General features: G+C 72.0%; 19 protein-coding genes. 13 read left to right on the top strand and 6 right to left on the bottom strand.

Going from position 1 to position 26,121, the window contains the following annotated elements; translation table 11 throughout:
- Positions 1 to 179 precede the first annotated feature (179 nt).
- Positions 180 to 1,859: an RNA polymerase sigma factor gene (locus tag ACIBAF_RS23985; RefSeq protein ID WP_399465529.1), complete on the top strand. Its 1,680-nt coding sequence runs from the start codon at positions 180 to 182 to the stop codon at positions 1,857 to 1,859.
- A gap of 9 nt (positions 1,860 to 1,868) precedes the next feature.
- Here ACIBAF_RS23985 and ACIBAF_RS23990 read toward each other — a convergent pair whose 3' ends face one another.
- Both ACIBAF_RS23990 and ACIBAF_RS23995 read right to left on the bottom strand, forming a co-directional pair.
- Positions 1,869 to 2,555: a glycerophosphodiester phosphodiesterase gene (locus ACIBAF_RS23990; RefSeq protein WP_399465530.1), complete on the bottom strand. Its 687-nt coding sequence runs from the start codon at positions 2,553 to 2,555 to the stop codon at positions 1,869 to 1,871.
- A 15-nt stretch (positions 2,556 to 2,570) separates the two neighbouring features.
- On the bottom strand, positions 2,571 to 3,728 hold the full coding sequence (locus ACIBAF_RS23995) for an adenosine deaminase (protein ID WP_399465531.1): 1,158 nt from the start codon (positions 3,726 to 3,728) through the stop codon (positions 2,571 to 2,573).
- A gap of 234 nt (positions 3,729 to 3,962) precedes the next feature.
- On the opposite strand from ACIBAF_RS23995, the gene ACIBAF_RS24000 reads away from it, so the two are divergent.
- On the top strand, positions 3,963 to 4,799 hold the full coding sequence (locus ACIBAF_RS24000) for a DUF4190 domain-containing protein (RefSeq protein WP_399465532.1): 837 nt from the start codon (positions 3,963 to 3,965) through the stop codon (positions 4,797 to 4,799).
- Between the two features lie 303 nt (positions 4,800 to 5,102).
- On the opposite strand, the gene ACIBAF_RS24005 is transcribed toward ACIBAF_RS24000, so the two are convergent.
- Positions 5,103 to 5,663, bottom strand: coding sequence for an NADAR family protein (locus ACIBAF_RS24005; RefSeq protein ID WP_399465533.1), 561 nt, complete (start codon positions 5,661 to 5,663; stop codon positions 5,103 to 5,105).
- A 221-nt stretch (positions 5,664 to 5,884) separates the two neighbouring features.
- On the opposite strand from ACIBAF_RS24005, the gene ACIBAF_RS24010 reads away from it, so the two are divergent.
- The 9 genes from ACIBAF_RS24010 to ACIBAF_RS24050 all read left to right on the top strand — a co-directional run bounded on the left by ACIBAF_RS24010 (position 5,885) and on the right by ACIBAF_RS24050 (position 17,528).
- Positions 5,885 to 7,399, top strand: a complete 1,515-nt coding sequence (locus ACIBAF_RS24010; RefSeq protein ID WP_399465534.1) for a gamma-aminobutyraldehyde dehydrogenase — start codon at positions 5,885 to 5,887, stop codon at positions 7,397 to 7,399.
- 69 nt (positions 7,400 to 7,468) lie between these two features.
- A complete protein-coding gene (locus ACIBAF_RS24015) occupies positions 7,469 to 8,716 on the top strand; it encodes a PotD/PotF family extracellular solute-binding protein (RefSeq protein WP_399465535.1) in 1,248 nt (415 codons plus the stop codon).
- 5 nt (positions 8,717 to 8,721) lie between these two features.
- Positions 8,722 to 9,891, top strand: coding sequence for an ABC transporter ATP-binding protein (locus ACIBAF_RS24020; protein WP_399465621.1), 1,170 nt, complete (start codon positions 8,722 to 8,724; stop codon positions 9,889 to 9,891).
- On the top strand, positions 9,891 to 10,820 hold the full coding sequence (locus ACIBAF_RS24025; RefSeq protein WP_399465536.1) for an ABC transporter permease: 930 nt from the start codon (positions 9,891 to 9,893) through the stop codon (positions 10,818 to 10,820). Before ACIBAF_RS24020 ends, ACIBAF_RS24025 begins: the two co-directional genes overlap by 1 nt.
- Positions 10,821 to 11,621, top strand: a complete 801-nt coding sequence (locus ACIBAF_RS24030; protein WP_399465537.1) for an ABC transporter permease — start codon at positions 10,821 to 10,823, stop codon at positions 11,619 to 11,621.
- A gap of 39 nt (positions 11,622 to 11,660) precedes the next feature.
- A complete protein-coding gene (locus ACIBAF_RS24035; protein ID WP_399465538.1) occupies positions 11,661 to 13,079 on the top strand; it encodes an NAD(P)/FAD-dependent oxidoreductase in 1,419 nt (472 codons plus the stop codon).
- A gap of 124 nt (positions 13,080 to 13,203) precedes the next feature.
- Positions 13,204 to 13,644 carry a hypothetical protein gene (locus ACIBAF_RS24040; RefSeq protein WP_399465540.1) on the top strand — a complete coding sequence of 147 codons (441 nt, stop codon included), beginning with the start codon at positions 13,204 to 13,206 and terminating at the stop codon, positions 13,642 to 13,644.
- 566 nt (positions 13,645 to 14,210) lie between these two features.
- Complete coding sequence (locus ACIBAF_RS24045; RefSeq protein ID WP_399465622.1) at positions 14,211 to 16,595, top strand: SdrD B-like domain-containing protein; 2,385 nt, start codon at positions 14,211 to 14,213, stop codon at positions 16,593 to 16,595.
- A gap of 252 nt (positions 16,596 to 16,847) precedes the next feature.
- Positions 16,848 to 17,528: a hypothetical protein gene (locus ACIBAF_RS24050; protein WP_399465623.1), complete on the top strand. Its 681-nt coding sequence runs from the start codon at positions 16,848 to 16,850 to the stop codon at positions 17,526 to 17,528.
- Between the two features lie 7 nt (positions 17,529 to 17,535).
- On the opposite strand, the gene ACIBAF_RS24055 is transcribed toward ACIBAF_RS24050, so the two are convergent.
- Entirely contained in the window at positions 17,536 to 18,873 is a 1,338-nt protein-coding gene (locus ACIBAF_RS24055) for a right-handed parallel beta-helix repeat-containing protein (RefSeq protein ID WP_399465541.1), read from the bottom strand.
- Positions 18,874 to 18,976: 103 nt separating this feature from the next.
- Here ACIBAF_RS24055 and ACIBAF_RS24060 point away from each other — a divergent pair, with 103 nt between their 5' ends.
- Complete coding sequence (locus ACIBAF_RS24060; RefSeq protein WP_399465542.1) at positions 18,977 to 20,134, top strand: Dyp-type peroxidase; 1,158 nt, start codon at positions 18,977 to 18,979, stop codon at positions 20,132 to 20,134.
- 43 nt (positions 20,135 to 20,177) lie between these two features.
- Here the strand turns inward: ACIBAF_RS24060 and ACIBAF_RS24065 are convergent, their stop codons facing one another.
- Both ACIBAF_RS24065 and ACIBAF_RS24070 read right to left on the bottom strand, forming a co-directional pair.
- Positions 20,178 to 21,932: a PucR family transcriptional regulator gene (locus ACIBAF_RS24065; RefSeq protein WP_399465543.1), complete on the bottom strand. Its 1,755-nt coding sequence runs from the start codon at positions 21,930 to 21,932 to the stop codon at positions 20,178 to 20,180.
- Between the two features lie 66 nt (positions 21,933 to 21,998).
- On the bottom strand, positions 21,999 to 24,383 hold the full coding sequence (locus ACIBAF_RS24070) for an ATP/GTP-binding protein (protein WP_399465544.1): 2,385 nt from the start codon (positions 24,381 to 24,383) through the stop codon (positions 21,999 to 22,001).
- A 271-nt stretch (positions 24,384 to 24,654) separates the two neighbouring features.
- Between ACIBAF_RS24070 and gabT the strand changes: the two genes are divergently transcribed.
- On the top strand, positions 24,655 to 25,989 hold the full coding sequence (gene gabT, locus ACIBAF_RS24075) for a 4-aminobutyrate--2-oxoglutarate transaminase (RefSeq protein ID WP_399465545.1): 1,335 nt from the start codon (positions 24,655 to 24,657) through the stop codon (positions 25,987 to 25,989).
- The last annotated feature ends 132 nt before the right edge of the window (positions 25,990 to 26,121 follow it).

Below are 26,121 nucleotides of genomic sequence, written 5' to 3' on the forward strand. Positions count from 1 at the left end.
GCGGGGAGGGTGCTGCCCCCTGATGGAACCCCGAGCAAGTCCCGTGCAGGATGGGGGAGTTGTGGGGGTCTTCCCCTACGGGCGGCGAAAAAGTGTTATCCCGGGGCCGTTCCGCTCGTCCCCACGGGTGTGATCTCCGACATTGCCAACAGCGGGGGCCCGGCTGAGAGGGTGCGGGCATGAGGACGTACGCCGACGCCGAGGCAGCGCACTGGCGTGCCACCATCGCCGACGCGCAAGGAGGCGACCGGCAGGCGCTGGACGAACTGGTCGCGGGCTGGCTGCCGCTGGTCTACAACATCGTCGGCCGCGCCCTGAACGGCCACGCCGACGTCGACGACGTCGTCCAGGAGACCATGCTGCGCGCCGTCGACAACCTCGGCTCGCTGCGCGACCCCGACAGCTTCCGCTCCTGGCTGGTCGCGATCGCCATGCGGCAGATCCGGGACCGCGCGCGCCGCAGGACGACACAGCGACTCGACGAGAACGTGCCGCAGGACGCAGCCGCCGACTTCGCCGAACTCACCGTTCTCCGGCTCCAGTTGGAGGGCCAGCGGCGCGAGGTCGCGGAGGCGGTGCGCTGGCTGGACGACGAGGACCGGCAGTTGCTGTCCCTGTGGTGGCTGGAGGTCGCCGGCGAACTCACCCGCCGCGAGCTGGCCGCCGCCGTCGGCATCAGCCGCCAGCACGCCGCGGTGCGCGTGCAGCGGGTGAAGGAGCGCCTGGAGGTCTCGCGGGGCATCGTGCGCGCCCTCGACGGCGCCTGCCCCGACCTGCGCGAGACGACCGCCCGCTGGAACGGCCGCCCGGACTCCGTGTGGCGCAAGCGGCTGGCCCGGCACATCCGCGGCTGCGGCTACTGCGGCGACACCCGCGAGTCCGTCGTCCCGGCGGAACGGCTGCTCGTCGGGATCGCGCTGGTGCCGATCCCGGCCGGCTTCACGATCTCCCTGGCCCTCGGCGGCAAGACGGCCGCAGCGGCCACCGGCACGGCCTCGGTCGGCTGGTCCGCGAAGGTGCTGACCGCGCTGACCAAGCCGGCCGTCGCGGTCACGGCCGGCGCGACCCTCGCCGCGGGCGGCGCCTACGTCGTCGTACAGACCCCCGACGACCCGCCCCGGCGCGCGGCGGTCGTCCCCACGGCGGCGAGCACACCCGCCCCTGCGCCGTCCGCCGCGTCCCCCGCCGCCTCGCCGTCCCCCTCGCCGTCGGCGACGCAGAAGAAGACCGCGCTGTACGGCAGTGTCGTCGACGCCGTCGACCGCGCGCCCGCCCCGGACACCCCGCCCGCCGCCCTGCCGCAGCGGCCCGCGTCCGGCGTCACCAGCAGCGGCGGCGCGCACGCGACCATGAACCACCGCGGGGACGGCGTGACGCTCAGCGGGCAGGGCTATGTGCTGGTCCGCTGGCAGATATCGCCGCAGTACCGCTCCGGCAACCTGGTCATGCCGAGCTGGACCGGCCTCAGGGGCAAGCTCTTCCACGTGGCGTCGGGCGGCGGCCGCCGCATGGACGACTCCGTCAGCAGCACGGACAGCACCGCCACCGGCATGGGCAGCAAGAGCACCGGGTACACCGTCCTGCCGTCCGGCGCCCAGCAGATGTGGCAGAACGAGTACTTCTACCTCACCGGCAGCGTCACCCTCACTGTGAACGAGCGGGGCGCCGACTACGGCCTCAACGTCTTCCCGACGACGTGGGACGCCGTGGAGAAGGACGTCACGACCGGCCCCGCCCAGGGCGCCCGGCGCTACGGCCTGGTCCGCGACACCGGCGGCGACGACACGCCCGTCCCGCAGTACGTCACCCGCGAGACCCCGGCCGACCCGGCGACCGTGGCGCAGCGCTCACGGGTGTAGCGGCCCGGGTCACCCCTGCTTGCGCAGGGCGGTCAGGACGTCGATGCGGTTGGTGGTGATGGAGTCGACGCCCAGGTCGATGAGCCGGCGCATGGATCGACGGGTGTCGGGGGTCCACACGGAGAGCAGGTAGCCGTCGTGGTGGACGCGCGCGGCCAGGTCCCGGTCGACGAGGGAGAAGCGGTAGTTGAGCCAGCGCGGCTTGACCGCGTCGAGCAGGGCCGGGCGCAGGGGCGCCAGGCTGGTGTGGGTCAGGGCGATCTCGGCGGACGGGTCGGCCGCGCGCACGGCGAGCATGGCGGTGGCGTCGGCGCAGTAGTACGCGCGGTCCGCCGCCCCCGCCTCCCGCACGGCGTCCACGATCCGGCGCGCGGTCCGCACCTCCCGGGTGCCCGGCAGGTCCAGCATCACCCGGCTGCCGTCGGTCGCCGCGAGCGCCTCCGCGAGCGTCGGCACCGCGCCCGCCGTCAGCCCGCGCACCTCGGCCGCCGACAGCGACCGCAGCGGCCGGTCCAGCTCCCACAGCCGCTTCAGCGTCTCGTCGTGCAGCAGCACGGGGACGCCGTCCTGGGTGAGGCGGACGTCGAACTCGACGGCGTCCGCGCCCTGGTCGAGCGCGGAACGCAGCGAGTCGAGCGTGTTCTCACGGAAGCGGTAGGGGTCGCCGCGATGGGCCACGGCAGTGAGCGTCTGCATGGGCCCATTGTGACGTCAGGGAGCAAGCCACTCCGCCGTGTAGGCGGCGATCTCGGCCCTGACGCGTCCCTTCCCCGCCTCGTCCAGGAAGGACGCCTCGACGGCGTTCGCGGCGAGATCGGCGAGACCGCGCTCGTCGAGGTCGAGGAGACGGGCGGCGACCGCGTACTCGTTGTTCAGGTCGGTGCCGAACATCGGCGGGTCGTCGGAGTTGATCGTCACGAGGACGCCGGCCTTCACGAACTCCTTGATCGGGTGCTCGTCGAGGGTGCGGACCGCGCGCGTGGCGATGTTCGAGGTCGGGCACACCTCCAGGGCGATCCGGTGCTCGGCGAGATGCGCGAGCAGCTTCTCGTCCTGTGCGGAGCTGGTGCCGTGCCCGATGCGCTCGGCGCGCAGATGGGTCAGCGCGTCCCACACCGTCTGCGGCCCTGTGGTCTCGCCGGCGTGCGGCACCGAGCGCAGCCCGGCGGCGATCGCCTGGTCGAAGTACGGCTTGAACTGCGGGCGCGGCACGCCGACTTCGGGGCCGCCGAGGCCGAAGGAGACCAGCCCCTCGGGGCGGATCCGGTCGTCGGTGGCGAGCCGCACCGTCTCCTCGGCGGACGCCAGGCCCGCCTCGCCGGGGATGTCGAAGCACCAGCGCAGCACGGTCCCGAACTCCGCCTCGGCCGCCTTGCGGGCGTCCTCGATCGCGTCCATGAAAGCCAGTTCGTCGATGCCGCGCCGGGTCGAGGAGAACGGGGTGATGGTCAGCTCGGCGTACCGCACCTGCTGGCGGGCCAGGTCCCGGGCGACCTCGTACGTCAGCAGCCGGACGTCCTCCGGGGTGCGGATGAGGTCGACGACGGACAGGTACACCTCGATGAAGTGCGCGAAGTCCGTGAACGTGAAGTAGTCGACCAGGGCCTCGGGGTCGGTGGGCACCTTGGAGTCGGGGTGCCGGGCGGCCAGCTCGGAGACGATGCGGGGGGAGGCGGAGCCGACGTGGTGGACGTGCAGTTCGGCCTTGGGCAGCCCGGCGATGAAGGCGTGCAGGTCGCGGGCGCCGGCCGCGGCGGGCGCGGTGGGGCCGGCGGGCGCGCCGGAGACGGGGGAGCCGGAGACGGGGGAGCCGGAGACGGGGGAGCCGGGGGAGCCCGGGGTTGCGGCGGCGTCGAAACGGTCGGTCATGGGGTCCTCCCCGGGACGGCGCCCCGGGCCGAGCGGGCCGGACGGGACGCGGGTGATCGGCTGATCGATGAGTCGGGATCATCGTAGGCGGCCCCCTCCCGCGCCCGCCGCCCCCATCCACCAGCTGTGGGCCGTAGCATGACGGAGCGTACGCGGGACGGAACGGTGTTCGGATGACGGAACGCGGGACGGAACGCGCACGCTTGCCAGAAGGTGACAGGAGGGGATCCACGCATGCCCGACGACGCGCCGACTCCGGCCGGTGACGCCGCCCGCGACCCGTGGCCCGCGCCCGCTTCCGACGACGCAGCCGGTCCGCAGGACGCGGTACCCAGGGTGCCGTTGGACAAGGGCCCGACGGACTCGGGCGCCACGGACAGCCCTGCCGGTGCTGCTGCTGCCGCCGCTGCCGCAGCCGCTTCTCCCGCCGCGCCGAACCCCTGGGCCGCTCCGGGCGACAGCGGGCAGAGCGGCCCCGGCCACACCGTCGCCGCGCACGAACCCCTGGCTCCGGCCCCCTTCCCGCCGTTCGTCCACGACCAGCGGACGGTCACCTCGCTGCCCGCGGACGGCGCCTTCGGGGGCCCGCAGGCCCACGGTCCGCTCGGGTCCTTCCCGCCGCCCGACCCCGCGACGGCCGCCGGCGGCCCGCCGCCCCACCCCTTCGCACCTCCCGCCCAGGGCGGTGCGATCCCGCCGCCGCCGATCGCACCCGACGGGCCCGGACAGATCCCGTACGGCTATCCCGGCGGCTACGGCTACCCCTCCCAGCCCCACTACGGGGGCGGCGCTCCCGGTCCCTACGGCTGGGCCGGGCCCGGGGCCGGGGAGAGCAACGGCATGGGCGTCGCCGGGCTCGTGCTCGGGATCATCTCGGCCGTCGCCTTCTGCCTGTGGCCGGTGGCGATCGTCCTCGGCATCCTGGGCGTCGTCTTCGGCGCGGTCGGCCGCGGCAAGGCCAAACGCGGTGAGGCCTCGAACCCCGGCCAGGCACTGGCCGGCATCATCTGCGGCACCGCAGGCATAGTCCTGGCCACCGGCCTGGGCATCCTGGTGATCGTGGCCCCTTGAGACCCCGCTGAGGCCCTGCCGCCCCGAGCCGCAGCCCCCGACCGGTCCCGGGCACAGACCCCGACTGGTCCTGGCGCAGACGCCGGCAAACCCCGGCAGGACCGGGCCGACCCTTGCAGTACCAAGCAGGACCGGGACCAGGCAGGACCGGGACCAGGCAGGACCAGGACCGGGTGGGGCCCGGCAGGACCGGGCCGACCCTGCAGGACCGGGCAGGGCGCGGCAGGATCAGGAAGGAACCCGGCAGGGCGGGGTCGGCGCCCGCAGGAGCCGGGGGAGCCAGGCGGGCTCGGTCGGGGGCGTTCAGGTTTGTGTTCTCAGGCGCTGTCGGGCCTCCATCAGGGCGAAGCCCAGGAGGTTCAGGCCTCGCCAGCGCTCCGGGTTCATCGCCGCCTCGTCGTCGGCCGCCAGGCCGATGCCCCACACGCGGTCCATGGGGCTCGCCTCGACCAGCACCCGTGTGCCGGTGCCCAGCAGGAACGCCCGCAGCCCGGCGTCGGAGGCGAACTTGTGGACGCTGCCCTCGACCACGATCCGGAACCGCTCCCGCTCCCAGACCGCCTCGTCGAAGCCGCGCACCAGCCGCCCCACCTTCTTCGCCTGGGCGGGGGACCCGGCGGCCAGCGCCCGCCGTTCCGCCTCCGCGTCTTCGAAAAGCCGCGCCTTCCCGGCCATCATCCAGTGCTCGGCCGTGGCATACGTGACCCCGTCGACCACGAACGGTGACGGCCACCACTGGCTCAGACAGCTCGGCCCCACCTGGCCGTCCGGCCTCGGCCGGTGCCCCCAGAAGTGCAGGTACTTGATCCTCGCCCCCGCCCGGGCCTCCCTGACCAGGGCGTCCCGACCATCGATCGTCTCCATGCAGGCCAGCATGGCAGCCGCCACCGACACTGCGTCCCGCCTTTTCCGTCCCCACTCGACACCTGGTCGACCCCCGTCGACAGATTTCGTCGCGTAACCAAAAGGCAACAACGGAATCACTTGTTGGAGTGCCCTCGCTCTGTCAGGATCGGCAATCAAATCAGGCCGGAGCTACGCCACCCGCCCTCGCGCAGGGCGGGGCGAAGGCGGAGGAGAGCGACATGCAGGACCGGTTCCCCGCACAGGAACGTTTCGCGGACGGCGCTCAGTACATCGGAGGCCGTCTCACCCACGGCACGTCCGGCCGGACCCACGCCGTGATCGACCCCGCGACCGGCGAGGAGGTCTTCACCTACACGCCGGCGGGCGCGGACGACGTGGACGCGGCCGTCGCCGCCGCCCGCGCCGCCTTCCCGGGCTGGTCCGGCGCCACGCCCGGCGAGCGCTCGGACGCCCTGCACCGCCTCGCCGCCGTCCTCGCCGACCGTGCGGAGGACTTCGCCCGCGCCGAGTCCCTCCAGTGCGGCAAACCGCTGAAGCTGACCCGCGAGTTCGACGTCCCGGGGACGATCGACAACACCGCCTTCTTCGCCGGCTCCGCCCGTCACCTCGCGGGCCAGTCCGCGGGCGAGTACTCCGGCGACCACACCTCCTACGTCCGCCGCGAACCCATCGGCGTCGTCGGCTCCGTCGCCCCCTGGAACTACCCCCTCCAGATGGCCGCCTGGAAGATCCTCCCGGCGATCGCCGCGGGCAACACCATCGTGCTCAAGCCCGCCGAGCTCACCCCGCTCACCTCGCTTCTCTTCGCCCGGGCGGCGACGGAGGCCGGCCTCCCCGACGGGGTCGTCAACATCGTCAACGGGACCGGGAAGGAGGCGGGCGAGCACCTCGTCGGGCACCCCGATGTCGCCATGACCTCCTTCACCGGCTCCACCGCCGTCGGCAAGCGCGTCGCCGAACTCGCCACCGCGACCGTCAAGCGGCTCCACCTGGAGCTCGGCGGCAAGGCGCCCTTCGTCGTCTTCGACGACGCCGACCTGGAGGCCGCCGCCAACGGCGCGGTCGCGGGCGCGCTCATCAACACCGGGCAGGACTGCACGGCCGCCACGCGCGCGTACGTGCAGCGGCCTCTCTACGAGGCGTTCGTCGAGCGGACGGCCGCCCTGATGGAGACCGTCCGGCTCGGCGACCCCTTCGCCCCCGGCACCGACCTCGGCCCGCTGGTCTCGCACGTCCAGCGCGACCGCGTCGCCGCCTTCGTCGACCGGGCGCGTGGCTACGCGCGCGTGGTGACCGGCGGCGAGGCCCCGCAGGGCGAGCTCAAGAACGGCGCCTACTATCTGCCCACCCTGATCGCGGACGCGGCCCAGGACAGCGAGATCGTCCAGGCCGAGATCTTCGGGCCGGTCCTGGTCGTCCTGCCGTTCGACAGTGACGACGAGGGCATCGCGCTCGCCAACGACACCCCGTACGGGCTCGCGGCCTCCGCGTGGAGCCGGGACGTCTACCGGGCGAACCGGGCGACACGCGAGATCAAGGCCGGGTGCGTGTGGATCAACGATCACATCCCGATCATCAGCGAGATGCCGCACGGCGGCTACAAGGCGTCCGGCTTCGGCAAGGACATGTCGGCGTACTCGTTCGAGGAGTACACCCAGATCAAACACGTAATGTTCGATAACACGGCGGTGGTGAGGAAGCCCTGGCACCGCACCGTCTTCGGGGACGCGTAAGCGACGACTGACAAGCGACGACGAACGGCCGCCGACCACGGCCGGACCTCCCGAAAGGGCACCACGCGCATGGAGCAGTACGAGCCCGACCGCCTGAGCCCGGCCCAACTGGCCGCCATACGGCGCAGCTTCCGCAACGGCAGGGCGGCCATGACCCGCCGGTCGCTGCTGCGCGCCTCCGCCGGCGGCGCGCTCACCCTCGGCGGCCTCGGGGCACTCAGTGCCTGCGGGATCCCCGCGGCCGGCAAGTCCGAGGGCGGCACGTCCGCCGAGGACCACTCGGCGCAGGAGAAGACCGTGAACTTCTCCAACTGGACCGAGTACATGGACGTCGACGACAGCGGCAAGCACCACCCCACGCTCGACGCCTTCACCCGACGCACCGGCATCAAGGTCAAGTACACCGAGGACATCAACGACAACAACGAGTTCTTCGGCAAGATCAAGCCGCAGCTCGCCGCGGGCCAGGACACCGGCCGCGACCTGATCGTCCTCACCGACTGGCTGGCCGGCCGTCTCATCCGCCTCGGGTGGGTCCAGAAGCTGGACGCCTCCCACCTGCCGCACGCCTACGCCAACCTGTCGCAGCAGTTCCGCAGCCCCGACTGGGACCCGGGCCGGGCCTACTCCTACCCCTGGCAGGGCATCTCGACGGTCATCGCCTACAACAAGAAGGCGCTGGACGGCGTCGAGGTGAAGTCGGTCTCCGACCTGCTCGACAACCCCAAGCTGAAGGGCCGCGTCGGCTTCCTCACCGAGATGCGCGACAGCATGGGCATGACCCTGCTCGACATGGGCAAAGACCCGGCGAAGTTCACCGACGACGACTACGACGCGGCCATCGCCCGCCTGCAGAAGGCCGTCGACAGCGGCCAGATCCGCCGCTTCACCGGCAACGACTACACGTCCGACATCACCAGCGGCGACTTCGCGGCCTGCATCGCCTGGGCCGGCGACGTCGTCCAGCTCAAGGCGGACAGCCCGGACGTCGACTTCGTGATCCCCGACAGCGGCTATCTGACGTCCAGCGACAACATGCTGATCCCCAACAAGGCGCGGCACAAGACGAACGCCGAGCGGCTCATGGACTACTACTACGAGCCGGAGCCGGCCGCCGAACTCGCCGCCTACATCAACTACGTCTGTCCCGTCGACGGAGTGAAGGACGCCCTTGCGAAGATCGACGCGGATGCGGCGAACAACCCGCTGATCATCCCCGACAAGGCCATGCAGGCGAAGTCCCACTCCTTCCGCTCCCTGAGCTCGAAGGAAGAGACCGCCTACGAAGCACAGTTCGCGAAGCTCACTGGGGCGTGACGACGATGAAGACCACGGACAACGGCAGCGGCGACGTCCGTCTCGCCGGCATCAGCAAGACCTACGGCTCCTTCACCGCCGTCCACCCGCTCGACCTGACCGTCCCGCAGGGCTCGTTCTTCGCCCTGCTCGGCGCCTCCGGCTGCGGCAAGACCACCACCCTGCGCATGATCGCCGGCCTGGAGGAACCTTCCTCCGGGACCGTCCACCTCGGCGACCAGGACGTCACGGCCCTCCCGCCGTACAAGCGCCCGGTGAACACCGTCTTCCAGTCCTACGCCCTCTTCCCGCATCTCGACATCTTCGAGAACGTCGCCTTCGGCCTGCGCCGACGCGGCATCAAGAGCGTGAAGAAGCAGGTCGAGGACATGCTGGAGCTCGTCCAGCTCGGCGAGCAGGCCCGCAAGAAGCCGCACCAGCTCTCCGGCGGCCAGCAGCAGCGCGTCGCCGTGGCCCGGGCCCTCATCAACCACCCCAAGGTGCTCCTCCTCGACGAGCCCCTCGGCGCCCTCGACCTCAAGCTGCGCCGCCAGATGCAGTTGGAGCTCAAGCGCATCCAGACCGAGGTCGGCATCACCTTCGTGCACGTCACGCACGACCAGGAGGAGGCCATGACGATGGCCGACACGGTCGCCGTGATGAACGCGGGCCGCGTCGAACAGCTCGGCTCGCCGACCGACCTCTACGAGAACCCCGGCACCACCTTCGTCGCCAACTTCCTCGGCACGTCGAACCTGATCGAGGCCGAGGTCGACTCCAAGAGCGGCGACGACATCGTCCTGAAGGCGGGCGGCGGCAAGCTCGTGCTGCCCGAGGCCCGCTGTGCCGCGCCCACGACGACCGGCGGCAAGGTGCTGGTCGGCGTCCGCCCGGAGAAGATCTCCCTCACCCACGCCGACGACGCCGGCGAGATCCCCGAGGGCCGCAACCGCATCACCGGGAAGATCGCCAACTCCTCGTTCATCGGCGTCTCCACCCAGTACGTCATCGACAGCGCGATCTGCCCCGAGTTCGAGGTGTACGCCCAGAACATCGACCGCGACTCCCGGCTGGTCCCGGGCGCCGACGTCGTCCTGCACTGGAGCCCGGCCCACACCTTCGGCCTGGACGCCGCCCAGTCCCTGCTCGCCGGGACGACGGGCGACGCGGGGATCCAGGAAGAGGCGGCGCTCTGATGGCGACGCTCACCGAGGCGCCCCCGCCGCTCTCCCCGACGGCCCCCGCGCACAAGCCGCCCCGCAAGCGCGGGCGGTGGACGCCGTACTGGCTGCTGCTGCCCGGGCTGCTCTGGCTCGTCGTGTTCTTCGCGCTGCCGATGATCTACCAGGCCTCCACGTCCGTGCAGACGGGCTCCCTGGAGGAGGGCTACAAGGTCACCTGGCACTTCGCGACCTACTGGGACGCACTGAGCGAGTACTGGCCGCAGTTCCTGCGCTCGGTCCTCTACGCGGGCGCCGCCACGATCCTGTGCCTGGTGCTGGGCTACCCGCTCGCCTACCTGATCGCCTTCCGCGCGGGCCGCTGGCGGAACCTGATCATGATCCTGGTGATCGCGCCGTTCTTCACCAGCTTCCTGATCCGCACCCTCGCCTGGAAGACGATCCTCGCGGACGGCGGCCCGGTCGTCGGCGCCCTCAACACGCTGCACGTCCTGGACGTCACCAGCTGGCTCGGCTGGACCGCCGGGGACCGCGTCCTCGCCACACCGCTCGCGGTGGTCTGCGGTCTGACGTACAACTTCCTGCCGTTCATGGTCCTGCCGCTCTACACCTCGCTGGAGCGCATCGACGGGCGCCTGCACGAGGCCGCGGGCGACCTGTACGCCAAGCCCCTCACCACCTTCCGCAAGGTCACCTTCCCGCTGTCGATGCCCGGCGTGGTCTCCGGCACGCTGCTCACCTTCATCCCGGCGGCCGGCGACTACGTCAACGCCGAACTCCTCGGCTCGACCGACACCCGCATGATCGGAAACGTCATCCAGACGCAGTTCCTGCGCGTGCTGGACTATCCGACGGCTGCCGCCCTCTCCTTCATTCTCATGGCCGCGATCCTGCTCATGGTCACCTTCTACATCCGCAGGTCCGGGACGGAGGATCTGGTCTAAATGCCCTTCGTCAACTGGCTCAAGCGCCATTTCGTGGTCATCGCGGGACTTCTCACACTCGCCTATCTCCTGCTGCCGAACATCGTCGTCACGGTGTTCTCCTTCAACAAACCGAAGGGCCGCTTCAACTACCAGTGGCAGCAGTTCTCCACGGACGCCTGGAAGGATCCGTGCGGGGTCGCCGGGCTGTGCGGCTCGCTCTCGCTCAGCCTCCAGATCGCGATCTGGGCGACCGTCGGCGCCACGGTCCTCGGCACGATGATCGCCTTCGCGCTGGTCCGCTACCGCTTCCGCGCGCGGGGCGCCGTCAACTCGCTGATCTTCCTGCCCATGGCGATGCCCGAGGTCGTCATGGCGGCCTCGCTGCTCACCCTGTTCCTCAACCTGGGTGCACAGTTGGGATTCTGGACGATCCTCATCGCGCACATCATGTTCTGCCTCAGCTTCGTCGTGACGGCCGTCAAGGCACGCGTCATGTCGATGGACCCGCGCCTGGAGCAGGCCGCCCAGGACCTCTACGCCGGACCGGCGCAGACCTTCCTGCGCGTCACCCTGCCCATCGCGGCCCCCGGAATCGCCGCGGGCGCGCTGCTCGCCTTCGCGCTCTCCTTCGACGATTTCATCATCACCAATTTCAACGCGGGCTCGACCGTCACCTTCCCCATGTTCGTCTGGGGCTCGGCACAGCGCGGAACGCCCGTTCAGATCAACGTCATCGGCACGGCCATGTTCCTCGTCGCCGTACTCTTCGTCCTGATGTCGATGGTCATCGGAAACCGTCGCCACAAACAAAAGGCATAAAGGCCTGTAAGGCATAAGGCTCTGTAGGGAGTTGACATCATGGCCCCAAGCGCCATGAACCGGTGGATCACTTCTCTTTCCGACGCCCAGCCGGTCCCGTACTGGCTGGAAGACCCCGGCAAGCCCCACCCCGAGCCCGCGCTCACCAGGGCCGAGACCTGCGACCTGCTGGTCGTCGGCGGCGGCTACAGCGGACTGTGGACCGCGCTCGTCGCCAAGGAGCGCGAGCCACGGCGGGACGTGGTGCTGCTGGAGGGCCGCGAGGTGGGCTGGGCCGCCTCGGGCCGCAACGGAGGCTTCTGCGCGGCCTCCCTCACCCACGGGCTGCCCAACGGGCTGGCCCGCTGGCCCGACGAGATCCACCGGCTGCAGGAGCTGGGCGGGCGCAACCTCGACGAGATCGAGGCGGCGATCGCCCGGCACGGCATCGACTGCGACTTCGAGCGCACCGGCGAGATCGACGTCGCGACGCAGACGTACCAGGCGTGGGAACTGCGCGACTGGTACGAGGAGCTCGACCGCAAGGGCCTCGCCGAGGGCCTGGAGTTCCTGGACGCGGACGCGGTCCGCGAGCAGGTCGCCTCGCCCACCTTCGAGGCGGGCCTGTACGACCGCAGGGGCGTGGCCATGCTGCACCCCGCCAAGCTGGCCTGGGGCCTGAAGCAGGCCTGTGCCCGCCTCGGCGTCCGCGTCTACGAGCACACCCCCGCCCTGAGCCTGAAGCCGTACGGCGCGGGGATGGCCGTACGCACCCCCTACGGGTCGGTCCGCGCCCGGCAGGTCGCCCTCGGCACGAACATCTTCCCGAACCTGGTCAAGCGGGTGCGGGCGTACACCGTCCCGGTCTACGACTACGCGCTGATGACCGAACCGCTGACCGCCGAACAGCTCGACTCGGTCGGCTGGAAGAACCGCCAGGGCCTCGGGGACAGCGCCAACCAGTTCCACTACTTCCGCCTGTCCGCGGACAACCGCATCCTCTGGGGCGGCTACGACGCGATCTACCCGTACGGCGGCCGGGTGCGCGCCGAGTACGACGACCGGCCGGAGACCTACGCCAAGCTCGCCGGGCACTTCTTCGGCTGCTTCCCGCAGTTGGAGGGCGTCCGCTTCACGCATGCGTGGGGCGGCGCGATCGACACCTGCTCGCGCTTCTCGGCGTTCTTCGGCACGGCGCACCAGGGCAAGGTGGCCTACGCCGCCGGCTACACGGGTCTGGGCGTCGGGGCCACCCGGTTCGGCGCCGAGGTGATGCTGGACCTGCTGTCGGGGGAGACCACCGAGCGGACGTCCCTGGCGATGGTCCGCAAGAAGCCGCTGCCGTTCCCGCCCGAGCCGTTCGCCTGGACGGGCATCGCCCTCACCAAGTGGTCCCTGGCCCGCGCCGACGCACACGCCGGCCGCCGCAACCTGTGGCTGAAGACGATGGACCGACTGGGCCTGGGCTTCGACAGCTGACCCCTGCTGACGGGGTGTGAGCCGGTTCACCCCTACGGGGCGTCGGAACCCGCGTAATGCTCGCCGTGAACCCTCCTCTCCCTCGTGACGCGCATGCGTTCACGAGGGAGAGGCAGGGCTTCTTATGGCTGGGGCGAAGACGGCGGTCGAGTGGCTGGCATCCGTCGCACCGGATCCCGAGGCATGCCGGTGGGAATGGGAGCGCAACCCCCTGGGGGTGGCGCTGCTGCCCGCGGGCAGGGCCTGGGACGTACTCATCCTGCCGGGCGAGCTCGGCTATCCCACCCTCGACGTGCTGACCCGGATCCTCGACCGGCCGGGCCCCGTGCTCGTCGACTTCGGGGACGACCGCATGGGGTTCTTCGTGGCCCCGGGCACGGCCGCCCGCTGGCTCGGCACCGGCATCCGCTCGGCCGGCGTCGGCACCTGGATCGTCGTGCCGTATCCGGGCCGCTCGACCGGGAGCGTCCGCTGGCTGGTCCCGCCGGACGGCTCCGGCACCCTGACCGACCCGGCGCTCCTTGAACTCGCGATGCACGAGGCTGCCGCCGGCTTGGCCGAATAGGGGGGTGCCGGGGGGCTGTCATGAGCCACTGCGAGCTTTATCTCCGGTCACCGGCCTGGTCTCGTTTCTCGGACTCGACGGGATCAGATTCGGCCATCACTTCACTGTCCGAGCGTTCGGAGACTATCGCGGATCCCGATGGATACGAGGGGTTCTGCTGGTGACGGCGAGACTCCAGGGATAAGATATCGCGCGCTGCTCGCGATGACGGTCGGGGAGGCCGGGGTGGGGGAAGCACCGTGATTGAGCTGCACAGACACGCAACCCGAGGCGGTCCTGCCCGAGGTCGTGAACGCGCGTTTGTTTTCCTGGCCTGCGGTGCTTACAACTCACCCGCAATATCCTCCAACGATCATCACAAAGCGGTCCACGCAACAGCGGTGGGCCCTTTTTCCTCATGAAGCGGACGTGTGGCGAGAAGCGGGTGTTCCGCTTTTCACGACAAGAGAAATGTGGAGTGTGATGCCATGAACAGAGTCGGCAGAGACTCGCGCCGATTAGCCTGGGGGCTTGTAGGGCCGTCGGCGCGCATCGGGTTGTCTGTTCTCTTGCTGGGCGGCGGCGCCGTGGGAGCGACGGCCGGACCGGCCGCCGCTTCGACCGCCGACGGCACGCTGACGGTTGAGGTGCTGCGCGACTTCTTCGGCACCGGCGTGATCAACGCGACGATGGACGTGCCGCAGCGGGGCATGAAGGTGGAGATCTCCGACCCCGCCGGGCACGATGTCGCCGGCGTCACGGGCGCCACCGGAAAGGTCGTGGTGTCGCCCTCGACCGTGCTGAGCGGCGGCCGATACCGCGTGGACGTCAGCATCCCGGCGCCGTACAACGGCTATCTGCGGGCGGCGCCCGCGTCGACGGCGGAGAACCACTTCGACAGCTTCACGTCGTTCGTGGACGTGTCGGACGGAAAGAACGCCTCGGTGGTGACGGGGGTGTGGGATCCCGCCGACTACACACTGCCGGACTCGCGGTACTTCGTGCCGATCCACAACGGCGCCAACGGGACCGACAACCGGGCGTTGGTGGCGTTCGGGACGAAGACCCGGGGCACGTGTCCCGCCGATACGGCGTGCCCGACCACGCTGGCCACACAGGCCCAGGTGGGCACGACGTTCGGGCTGGCGTACGACAAGGACCGGACCCGGCTGTTCCAGAGCGCGTTCGCCCGCCGCTACGCCCCGTACGGGCCGCAGGGCGGGGGCGCGATCTACACGGTGCCGGTCAACGGCTCGGGTGCGCCGCAGCCGTTCGCGCGGGTGCCGGACGCCACGGTCACGCGGCACGACACCGCCGACATGATCAAGGATTCCGGGTTCACCGACGCACCGGGCAAGGAGAGCATCGGCGGCCTGGCCCTGTCGGAGGACGGCGCCACGCTGTACGCCGTGAACCTGCGAACCCGCAGCCTGGTGAGCTTCGACGCGACCGGCGCCACCGCCACGGCGCCCGAGTCGACGGTCCCGATCCCGGACCCGGGGTGCGCGAGCCCCGACGACTGGCGGCCGTTCGGTCTCCAGGTCCACAACGACACGCTGTACGTCGGCGGCGTGTGCAGCGCGGAGAGCACGCAGCGGCGCGCGGACCTGAAAGCCTTCGTCTCCACCTACGACGGCAAGCGGTTCACCACGGTGCTGAGCCACCCGCTCACGTACCAGCGCGGCAGCGTCTTCGGCGCCGGCGACAAGGCCACCCACTGGAACCCGTGGAACACCGGCCTGGACACGTGGGACGACCGGAAGGCGGGCAATGTCTACATCGATCCGCAGCCGGAGCTGTCCTCCCTCGCCTTCGCCCGCGACGGCTCGATGATCCTGGGCTTCCGCGACCGGTTCATGGACGTGCTCAGCTGGGGAGGGCTGGACCCCCGCCCGGGGAACGACACGGCGGAGAACGGCATGTCCGGTGGTGACATCACCATGGTCTGCGCCACCCCCACCGGCGAATACCAGTGGGAGGGCACCGGAAGCTGCCCCAACCACGCCACCCCCGCCAACAACGGCGGCCAGCCCGCCGATGTCGTCGAGTACTTCCCCGGCGACTCCTACGCCAACGCGCACCAGGAGACCGCGCTGGGGTCGGTGGCCTATGTCCCGCAGCAGCAGTGGGTCGTCAGCACCGAGTTCGACCCGGTCGTCGACGTCGCGACCTCGGGGACCGGATACCACGACATCACGACCGGTCAGGGCCCGGGCAACAACCCGAAGGCCAACGGGTTCCAGTTCGTCAGCCGGGAACAAGGCGGGTTCGGCAAGGCCGGCGGGCTCGGTGACATCGCCTACGCGGCGGCGAACGCGCCGATCCAGATCGGCAACGTCGTGTGGTTCGACGGCGACCACAACGGGATCCAGGACCCGGGGCACGTGCTGCTGCCCGGGGCGACGATCAACCTGCTGGACGCGAACGGCAAACAGGTCGCCACGACCAGGACCGATGCCGCCGGCGAGTACTACTTCGGTGGCGTCGGCGCCGCGTACGAGCTCACGCCGGGCGCGAAGTACACGGTGCAGTTCGACGTGTGCACCGCGGACACCAGCCGGGTGCCCGAGCAGCCCCCGGCGAGCGAGCTGAGGTTCACGCTCCCGCGGGCCGGCGCCAACCGTGCGCACGACTCCAATGTGACCCCGCCGACCACCGGACCGCTGTGCAACGGCTCCGCGCCTGTCACGGCGCCGGACAAACCGGGCGGGGTCGATCACACGATCGACGCCGGGGTGTACATCCCGAAGGAAACGCCGACGCCGACTCCCACACCGACACCGACACCGACGCCGCCCGCGGCCTCCACGCCGCCCGCCAACCAGCCGACCCCGGCCGGTGGCGGCGGGGGCTCGCTGGCGAGCACCGGTACGGCCGGGCTGGCGGAGCTGATCGGCCTCGTCGGTCTGCTGGTGGGCGCCGGCCTGGTCATCGCGTTCGTGACCCGGAATCGTCGCGCCCGGCACCACTGAACGAACCGCACAACGGTGATCTGCCCGTCCGCGGTCAGGACGGCGCGGACGGGCAGATCACGTCTCGGCGGTCCACGAGGGCCGGACGGCGTGGTGATCGAAAGGATGAATCGGAGAGTGTCAGCGTCGAACCGCGTGCGGAGCGGGAGAATCCGGCAAGCCCCACCGGGTCGTCCGGCCGACCGGCGCCGATGGCCGCGGTCGCGCCGGGCCGCGGCCGTCATCGGAACCGTGGCCGTCGGGGTGGCCGCGGTGGCCGCGTTCCTGGTCGCCGACGGCGGCTCCGGCGCCGACGGTCCGCGCCCGCTGACGGCGGATGAGGCGGGCCGGCTGGCGATCACGCGATTCCTCAACTACCAGGCGCAGGGCCGCGCGGTGACGATCACCGTGCCGGGCGCCGCCGGAGGGCTCACCGTCACCGGGTCCGTCGACTACCGGCGCAAGGTCGGTTACGGCGTGGTGCACGGCACCGGGCGCGACAAGTCCAGCGACGGGCTGATCCAGTGGACGCCCGCCTCGGTGCGCGTCCGCCCGATGACGGACGCCCCGGCGCACGCACCCGCGTCGCCGCCCCGTTCGGGCTGGTACGACCGTCCGCTGCTGTCGTCCGGCAGCGCGCTGGACACCTCCCTGTCCATCGCGCTCGGTCTCGGCGGCGACCGGCCGGACAACGCCGAACTGCTGCCGCAGAACGGCGCCGCCTGGTGGGGGCGAGAGCAGGTGGACGGCCGCCGCGTGGACGTCATGACCGGGCCGTCCTCCCCCGGCCGCTCCGGTACGGCGGGCAACGTGCGCTACTGGATCGGCTCTGACGGCACCATGTACCGGGTCCGCGTCAGCGTGGGTTCGCAGCCGGAGCCGGTGGTCATCGACTTCGACACCCACACGTACGTTCCGGTCGAGCCGGCGCCCGGAACCGCCCCGACCCGGTAGCCGCTGTTCAGGACGTCTGCACCCGCGCGTTCGCGGCGAGCAGGGACACCGACGGCAGCCGGATGCCCTCCGTCTTCGGCAGGGCCGGGACGGGCGGGACGGCGGTGGCGCCCGCGGTGGCGGCGTCGGGGAGCTGCGGCTGCGGAGCAGGCGCCGCGACCTCGGTGAACGGGATGCCACGGGGCGCCGTCGGCGCCGCCCACGTGCCGGCCGGCGAGGACGACCCGGCCGGAAGCGGGCAGGCCGCGGTCGTCGCGAGCCGGGCGGGCACGGTGGTGCGCAGCTCGTTGCCCCGCAGGCAGTTGCCCCGTCCCCGCGTGGCGGTGGGGAACGTCCAGCCGACGTCGACGCCGTTGCCGGTGAACGTGTTGTCCACGATCTGGTTGCCGACCGGAGGCATGTCGGCGGTCGCGGTGATCACCAGCCCGGCGGTGCGGTGCCCGGTGATGCGGTTGCGGATGAACCGGTTGTCGCTGCCGCCGTCGATGCCGGCGCCGATGCCCCACCCGCCGTCGGCCTGCTCCGGGGTGGCCGTCTGCTGGTTGGCGGCGATCAGATTGCCCGCGATGACGGAGCCCTTCTGCGGGAGCAGTTTCTCCTGGTGGTCGGAGTTGGTGGTGAGTCCGACCCGGTTGCCGACCAGGCGGTTGCCGACCACGTACATGTCCTCGCTGGCGTTGGTGCCTTCGTAACCGACCGCGTTGAGTTCGGCGACGTTGTCCCGCACCACGATGTTGCAGGGCTTGCACTGGCCGACATAGATCCCCGAGTCGGCGCCGCCCGACGCGTACGAGTGCGCGATGACGCCGTTCTGGGCGGAGAACGCGTAGATGCCGTACAGACCGTTGCGGGTCGCGGTCACGTGGGAGACCAGGAACGACTTCAGGAAGGTGACGGGCTCGTCGCCGGTGTCGTAACCGCCGCCTCCCCCCGGCAGTCCGGCGGCCGCCTTCGCCGAACCGGTGACCAGGACCCCGTTCTGCGTGTTGTTCTGCACGGTCAGGTTCTCCACGGCCACCCCGGGCGCCGAGACGACGACGCCGTTCGGCTGGCGCAACCGCCCGTCGATGACGACCTTGTCCCGGGACAAGCCGCGAAGAGTGACGCGCGCCGTGTCGAGCCGCACCGACTCGTGGTAGACCCCCGGAGCGACCAGCACCAGGTCACCGGGCCGGGCCAAGGACACCGCGGCCGAGATCGTCGGGGCATCGGCAGGCACTCGGATCGTCGCCTGCGCACCGGCCGGACGCCGGCCTTCGCCTGATCCGCCGTCACCGCCGCAGCCGGCCACCAGTGCCACCGTGCCCACTACCGCCGCCAGCACGCGCAGAGCTAATCGAGGCATGATCCCAGTCTGGCATGATCCCCGTCTGGTACGACGCCCAATTCCCCGCCAGAATCGCGAAGTTGACCGGCACATACGAATCGGGTGTGGCACTGTGCACCCCATGCGCCGAGCCGATCACCACCCGTCCCGCCGCACGTTCCTCGATGTCGCCGGCGCCATGATGGTCGCCGGTCTGACCGCCGGGTGCACATCGGGCTCCGCCCAGCCAGGCCGGCACGCCCCTGCGCCGGGGGCCACGCCCATGCCGGTTCCGGCCACGGGCCGCCGTCAGGCAGGCATCACGCTTCCCCAGCCGGCCCAGCCCCACCTGCTCGCCGTGGTGGCCGACCTCGGGGCCACCGTGGCCCCCGGCCCGCTGCTGGCCGAACTCGGCCAGGCCATCCGCACCCTCACAGCAGGCGCCGACCGGCGGCTGCTGGGCCTGCCGCCGGGCGACCTCACCGTGACCGTCGGCGTGGGCCCCCGGCTGGTGCGCACGGTCGGCGCCTCGCTGCCCGGCGCGGCCGACCTCCCGCGCTTCTCCCGCGAGCGGATCGCCCCGCAAGCGCGCGGCGGTGACCTGCTGATACAGATCTGCGCCGGCGACCCGCTGCTCTTACCGGTCGTCGCCGCCGCGCTCCTGGAGCAGGCCGGTGACCGCATCCGCGAACGCTGGCGCCAGTCGGCACGCCGCGGTGCGAACGTGTCCGTCGGCAACGGCCTGACCGCGCCACGAAACCCGCTCGGTTTCATCGACGGCATCGTGGGCCCGCACACGACCGCCGAACAACAACGCGACCTGTGGCTGGCCGGGCCCCCGGCGGTCGCCGACGGCACCCTTGCCGTACTGCGGCGTATGGAACTCGACCTGCCGCGGTTCGCCGCCCTGTCCGTAGCCGAGCAGGAAGCGGTCTTCGGGCGGCGCCGGGCCAGCGGCGTCCCCCTCTCCGGCGGCGCGGCCGCCTCGGGCCCGCAACTCGGAGCCAAGACACCGGACGGGCGCTATCTCGTCCCCGCGGACGCCCACGTGCGCAGAGCGCACTCCACCGTGGTCGGGGTCGGCCTCATGCTCCGCCGCTCCTACGGCACCGACGACCCCGCCCCCGGCCTGCTCTTCATCAGCTTCCAGAACGACCTGCGGACCTTCACCGCCACCCTCACCCACATGGACGCCTCCGACGCGCTGCTGCCCTTCACCACCACGACCGCCAGCGCGACCTTCCTGATCCTCCCCGGCTTCGACCGGCGACACCCGCTCGGCTCCCAGCTGTTCGGCTGAACACGACCGACTTGAGGACGGTCTCCGTCGAGGCACGAGCTCGTCAGTCCGATGTCGTGGCCTTCAGCGCCAGCCACAGCTCCATCCGGACGTCCGGGTCGTCCAGCGAGCGCCCGAGGATCTCCTCCACCCGCCGCATCCGGTAGCGCAGGGTGTGCCGGTGGACGCGCAGGTCGGCCGCCGCGGCGTCCCACTGGCCGTGGCGGGAGAGCCAGGCCCGCAGGGAGGCGACCAGGTCGCCGCGGCCGGTCGCGTCGTGCTCGTGCAGGGCGCGCAGCAGGCCGTCCGCGAACGCCTTCACCGCGTCGTCCGCGAGGAGGGGCAGCACGGAGCCCGCGGCGAGCTGCTCGTGCTCCACGAGGACCCGGCCCCGGCGCCGCGCCACGGACAGCGCCTGCTCGGCCTGCTTGTACGCCGCTGCCGCCGCGATCGGCCCGGCCGGCGCCGACAGGCCGACGACCAGCTCGTCCTCGTCCACGCCCTCGCCGGTCCCGCGCGTCGCCTCCAGCGACGCCGCGTACCGCGCGCACGCCGCCACGGCCGCGCCCCCGTCCGTGGCCAGCGCCACCAGCTGCTCGCCCCGGGGCACCACGAGCACGGCCTCCCCGGCCCGCGCGCCCGCCGACTCGACGACTTCGGTGAGACCGCCGAAGGGATCCTGGGCCGTTTCGGCGCCGACCGCCGGCCGGGCGTCGACCGACCCGCGCGCGGGCCCACGCCCCTCGGCGGTCGGCCCGTCTCCGGGCGTCACGCGCGCGTGCGGCCCGTCCGCTGGCGTCGTCGCGGGCCCGCGCCCCTGACGCTCGGCGTGTGCCCGGGCGGCCGACGCCCGCTCGGCGACGATCACCCGGAACGGGGCGTCGAGCAGGTCGCCGTACAGGTCCCCGGCGACGGCGCGCGCATGGTCCGGTTCGCCCGCCAGCAGCATGCGCAGCACCGCCGCGCCGATCCGCTGCTGCGCCGCCTGCAGCGGGCGGGAGCGCTCCGTGGCGAGGGTGAGCAGCGCGATCGCCGAATGGACGGCGTACCGCTCGGCCGTGCCGAGAGCCGACGCCGTGCCGACGGCGAGCGCGGCGCGCGGGCGCCGGCCGGTGCCCAGGGAGTGCAGTTCGACCCGGTCGTCGTAGCGCTCGTCGGGCCCGGAGCGCTCCGCGCCGCCGGAGCCCCCGACGACCGCCGAGGCCGGGGCCGGCCGCTCCCGCAGCCGCTCCACCTCCGCCGTGAGCCGCGCGGCACGCCGGCCCGCCCACTCCGGCGCGGCCGCCACGACGGCGCCCGACGCGTCGTACAGCGCCGCCCACCCGTCGACCTGGGCGGCGAGCGCCCCGAGCAGCCCCTGCGGGCCGTCCGTCAACGCCTGCTTCGTCAGCTCCCGCTGGGCCGCGAACCCGTCCGTCACCGCCCGGTACTGGTCGGCCGCGATCGCCGCCGACACCGCCTTGCTGATCGCGAGGAACGGCGTGCGGCGCGGCACCTCCAGCAGCGGCAGGCCCTCCTCCTCGGCCGCGTCCACCAGCGCCTGCGGGATCTCCTCGTAGGCGACGCCGACTGCGAAGCCCAGCCCGACCACGCCCGCCTTGGACAGCCGCTTCACATAGCGCCGCATGGCCTCCGGGTCCTCCGCGTCCAGCTTGAGCGCGGTGATCAGCAGCAGCTCCCCGCCCTCCATGTACGGCACGGGGTCCGCGAGCTCGCTGACGTGCGCCCAGCGCACCGGCACGTCCAGACGGTCCCCGCCCGCCCGCACGGTCAGCTTCAGCGCGGAGTGGTGGACGAGCGAGGCGAGCGTGGGAGGCATGGGGCCTTCAGGTCGGAGAGGTGATCTTTTGTCCGCCGCGTATGAACAGCCTCCCCCGATTCTGCCTCACTGTACGGACCGCAGGTCCACCAGCGACGGTGGCGCGTGCTCGCCCGCCACGCTCGTCAAGGACAGCACCGCGTGCCCGGGCGGCACCTCGTGCGCCAGCTGGGACGCCGACCACCGCTCCCGCTCGACCTGGCGCACGGTCACCGCGTCCGTGGTCACCGCCTTGCCGGTCACCAGCTTGCGCAGGGCGTGGATGGCGCGGGTCATCGGCTGGTCGGCGAAGACGGTGTGCTTGGCGACCTCCGTGGTCTCCACCCACTCGGTGCCCCAGGTCTGCGCGAACCTGCTGCCGTCCCAGGTGGTGATGCCGGAGAACGCCATCCGGCAGCCGACGGCCCCGTACAGCGGCCCGTGCAGCGCCTCGGGGACGTCGCCGATCGTGCGCAGGGCGAGCACCGCGCCCGCGTTCTGCGAGCGCAGCCGCTGCAGCCGGCGCACCGACCCGTCGGTGACCGCCCCCGTCGCGTCGTCCAGGACCAGACAGACGAAGTGGTCGCGCCGCTCCCGTACGACGGTGTGGAACTGTGCGAGGACCAGCCGGGTGATCAGCCGGGCGGCCTCCTCGTGGCCCCGCTCGGGCAGGTCGATGCGCACCCGCAGCGGATGGTGGGCGACGGCGCGCAGCGAGAACGTCCGGTGCGCGTTGCCGCCCCCGCCGAAGAACTCCGCGAACACCGGCCGGTTCAGCAGCGCCAGCCGGTCGGCGAGGGCTCGGCCGACGTCGCCCGGCGTGCCCGTCTGCCGGCTGCGCGCCTCCAGCTCACGGCGCATCACCTCGTCCCCGGCCACCGCCGCCCGCAGCGCGGCCAGCGCGCCCGGCTCGCCCTCCAGCAGCTCCCGCAGCTCGGGGAGGGTGGGGAAGCAGCCGTGCGCGCTCCGGTACGGGCCGAGCAGCTGGGCGAGCGCCGTGGCCGCGCCCTGGCCGCTCACCGTGTCGAGATCGCCGACCAGCGCCTCGGCGAGGATCGCGGCCGCCTCGTCCGGGTCGTCGGACTCCGCGTAGGGGTCGAGGTCGTGCACGGACGACGGATCGCCGATCCGGACGATCACGTCGAACGCGGAGTCGGCGCCGAGCGGCCCGCTGCCGGGCGAGGACACCGCGACCACGGCGCACGACCCGGTGAGCGCCTGCAGGGCCAGCGCCTCGGTCAGCGGCTCGATCAGCGTGCGCGTCTTGCCCGAGCCGGACGGCCCGACGGCCAGCAGCGAGGTCCCCAGCACGTCCGGGCCGAGCGCGGCGCCCGCGTCGTGGTAGCCCGTCGGCGTGCGCTCGGCGGCCACCCAGCGGCCGATGCGCACCTGTCCGGCGAGCAGGTCGTGGCGGGCGGTGCGCCGGGGCAGGTCGCGGGCGCCGGAGGGATGCGTCCAGGCCGCCCCGCCGTGGCGCAGCACGGTCTCCCGGAAGTCGGGCAGCCCCGCCGTCCAGGCCCGCCGGACCCGCGTGCAGTCGACGTCGTTCATCCGCCCGGCGGCCACCTCCCCGGTCAGCAGCTCGGCCGCCTCGTACTGCCCGGCGTCCCGCAGCTCGGGCCACTGGGCGCGGGGCCGCTCCACGGCGGGGGCGACCGCCGGGCGCTCACGGGAGGCCCGTCGTTCCTTCAGATACGGCAACCAGCCGCCGAACCGGGCGAACGGCCACACCACCAGCAGCGTGATGACGGCGTACAGCGTGTTCGTGAACACGGGGGAGGCGAACAGCTCGTAGCTGCCGGAGATCAGCACGATGAGCGAGAACAGCGGGTCGACGACCGGCAGCGCGTCCCAGCCGACCCCGAAGGCCTCAGGGAAGACGAAGCTCAGCGTGGCGAGCGCGCCGAGCAGGGCGAGCAGGGCACGGGCGGGCTGCGGGCGGCGGCCGACGAAGTGGCGTACGGCGTGCGGCCAACTGCCCAGCCGGCCCATGGCGTAGACGAGGACGGCGAAGAACACCCCGTCGTAGACGACCCGCGCCTCGGCGCCCTCCATGGTCTTCGGGGAGGCGATGGTGCCGCCCCACCACCAGCCGTCCGGGGTGAACAGCCGCAGCAGGGTGAACTGGTACGGCATGCTGCCCCGCCGCCACAGCGACCACGCGACCAGCGCCACCACCAGCGGGACCAGCATGCCGACGACCGTCACGGGCGCGAGCCGCTCCACCGCTGCCCGCCCCGCCTTCGGCAGCCGGTACCCGAAGCGCCAGATGCCGGGCTTCGCGGCGGGCCGCTCCTCGTCGAGCCAGTCGGCGACGGCGGACGAGGCTCGCGGGGCATGCTCCGGCGCAGGTGGGACACCCGGCGCCTGGGCGGGGCGCGGCGGCGTCGAGGGCGCCCGCGGCGGCCCCGCCGGGCGCGGCACAGGATTCGCATGCGTGCCCCGCGCGTCCTGCGTCCCGTCGCTGTCCATCGCCCCTGCCCCCTGACCAGCCGTTCCGTCCACCATCAGCGAGTCAATCTAACGCGCCCACAAGGGGAGTTCACCGCTTACCCGGCCGGGCCTGCGACGATCACCGGCCACGGCGCCGCCGCCGGCACTGTCCAGGACGGACAAGCCGCCCCGCCGACACCGCCCACATGGAGCATGCCCACCCTCCGTTCCCCGTCCTAGCCTGCGAGAAAAGAAGGCAAGCGTCCGCATCGCCCCGTTCCCCCCGTTCGCAGAACCACAGGAGCCCCTCATGACCGCCCTTCCGCAGGAGCGCCGCGTCGTCACCGCCATCCCCGGCCCGAAGTCGCAGGAACTGCAGGCCCGCCGTACCGCCGCGGTCGCGGCCGGGGTGGGCTCGGTGCTTCCCGTCTTCACGGCGCGCGCGGGCGGCGGCATCATCGAGGACGTCGACGGCAACCGCCTGATCGACTTCGGCTCCGGCATCGCCGTGACCTCCGTCGGCGCCTCCGCCGAGGCCGTCGTGCGCCGGGCCGCCGCCCAGCTCGCCGACTTCACCCACACCTGTTTCATGGTCACCCCCTACGAGGGCTACGTGGCGGTCGCCGAGGCGCTCGCCGAGCTCACCCCGGGCGACCACGCCAAGAAGTCCGCGCTGTTCAACAGCGGCGCCGAGGCCGTCGAGAACGCCGTCAAGATCGCCCGCTCGTACACCAAGCGCCAGGCCGTCGTCGTCTTCGACCACGGCTACCACGGCCGGACGAACCTCACCATGGCGCTGACCTCGAAGAACATGCCGTACAAGCACGGCTTCGGCCCGTTCGCGCCCGAGGTCTACCGCGTCCCGGTCGCCTACGGCTACCGCTGGCCCACCGGCGCGGAGAACGCGGGCCCCGAGGCCGCCGCGCAGGCCATCGACCAGATCACCAAGCAGGTCGGCCCGGACAACGTGGCCGCGATCATCATCGAGCCGGTGCTCGGCGAGGGCGGCTTCATCGAGCCCGCCAAGGGCTTCCTTCCGGCCATCAGCAAGTTCGCGTCCGACAACGGCATCGTGTTCGTCGCCGACGAGATCCAGTCGGGCTTCTGCCGCACCGGCCAGTGGTTCGCCTGTGAGGACGAGGGCATCGTCCCGGACCTGATCACGACGGCCAAGGGCATCGCGGGCGGTCTGCCGCTCGCCGCCGTCACCGGCCGCGCCGAGATCATGGACGCCGCGCACGCGGGCGGCCTCGGCGGCACCTACGGCGGCAACCCGGTCGCGTGCGCCGGTGCGCTGGGCTCCATCGAGACGATGAAGGAGCTCGACCTCAACGCCCGGGCGAAGGCGATCGAGGCGACGATGAAGTCCCGCCTCGCCGCCATGGCCGAGAAGTTCGACGTCATCGGCGACATCCGGGGCCGCGGCGCGATGATCGCCATCGAGCTGGTCAAGGACCGTACGACGAAGGAGCCGAACGCCGAGGCCACGGCCGCGCTCGCCAAGGCCTGCCACCAGGAGGGCCTGTTGGTGCTGACCTGTGGCACCTACGGCAACGTGCTGCGCTTCCTGCCCCCGCTGGTCATCGGCGAGGACCTGCTCGACGAGGGCCTCGACATCATCGAGCAGGCTTTCGCGCGCATCTGAGCACGGGCGTCGTCGCACAGCTGATTCCCACCGGCCGCAGAGGGTGTGAAGAAGGTGTGCGGGGAGGATGGCGGGACGGAATGGGGCCTGTCGTACCGCCTGCCCCTGCCGTAGGTTCTACCGAGATGAGAG

The sequence above is a fragment of the Streptomyces sp. NPDC051677 genome (assembly GCF_044453465.1).
Classification (GTDB): domain Bacteria; phylum Actinomycetota; class Actinomycetes; order Streptomycetales; family Streptomycetaceae; genus Streptomyces.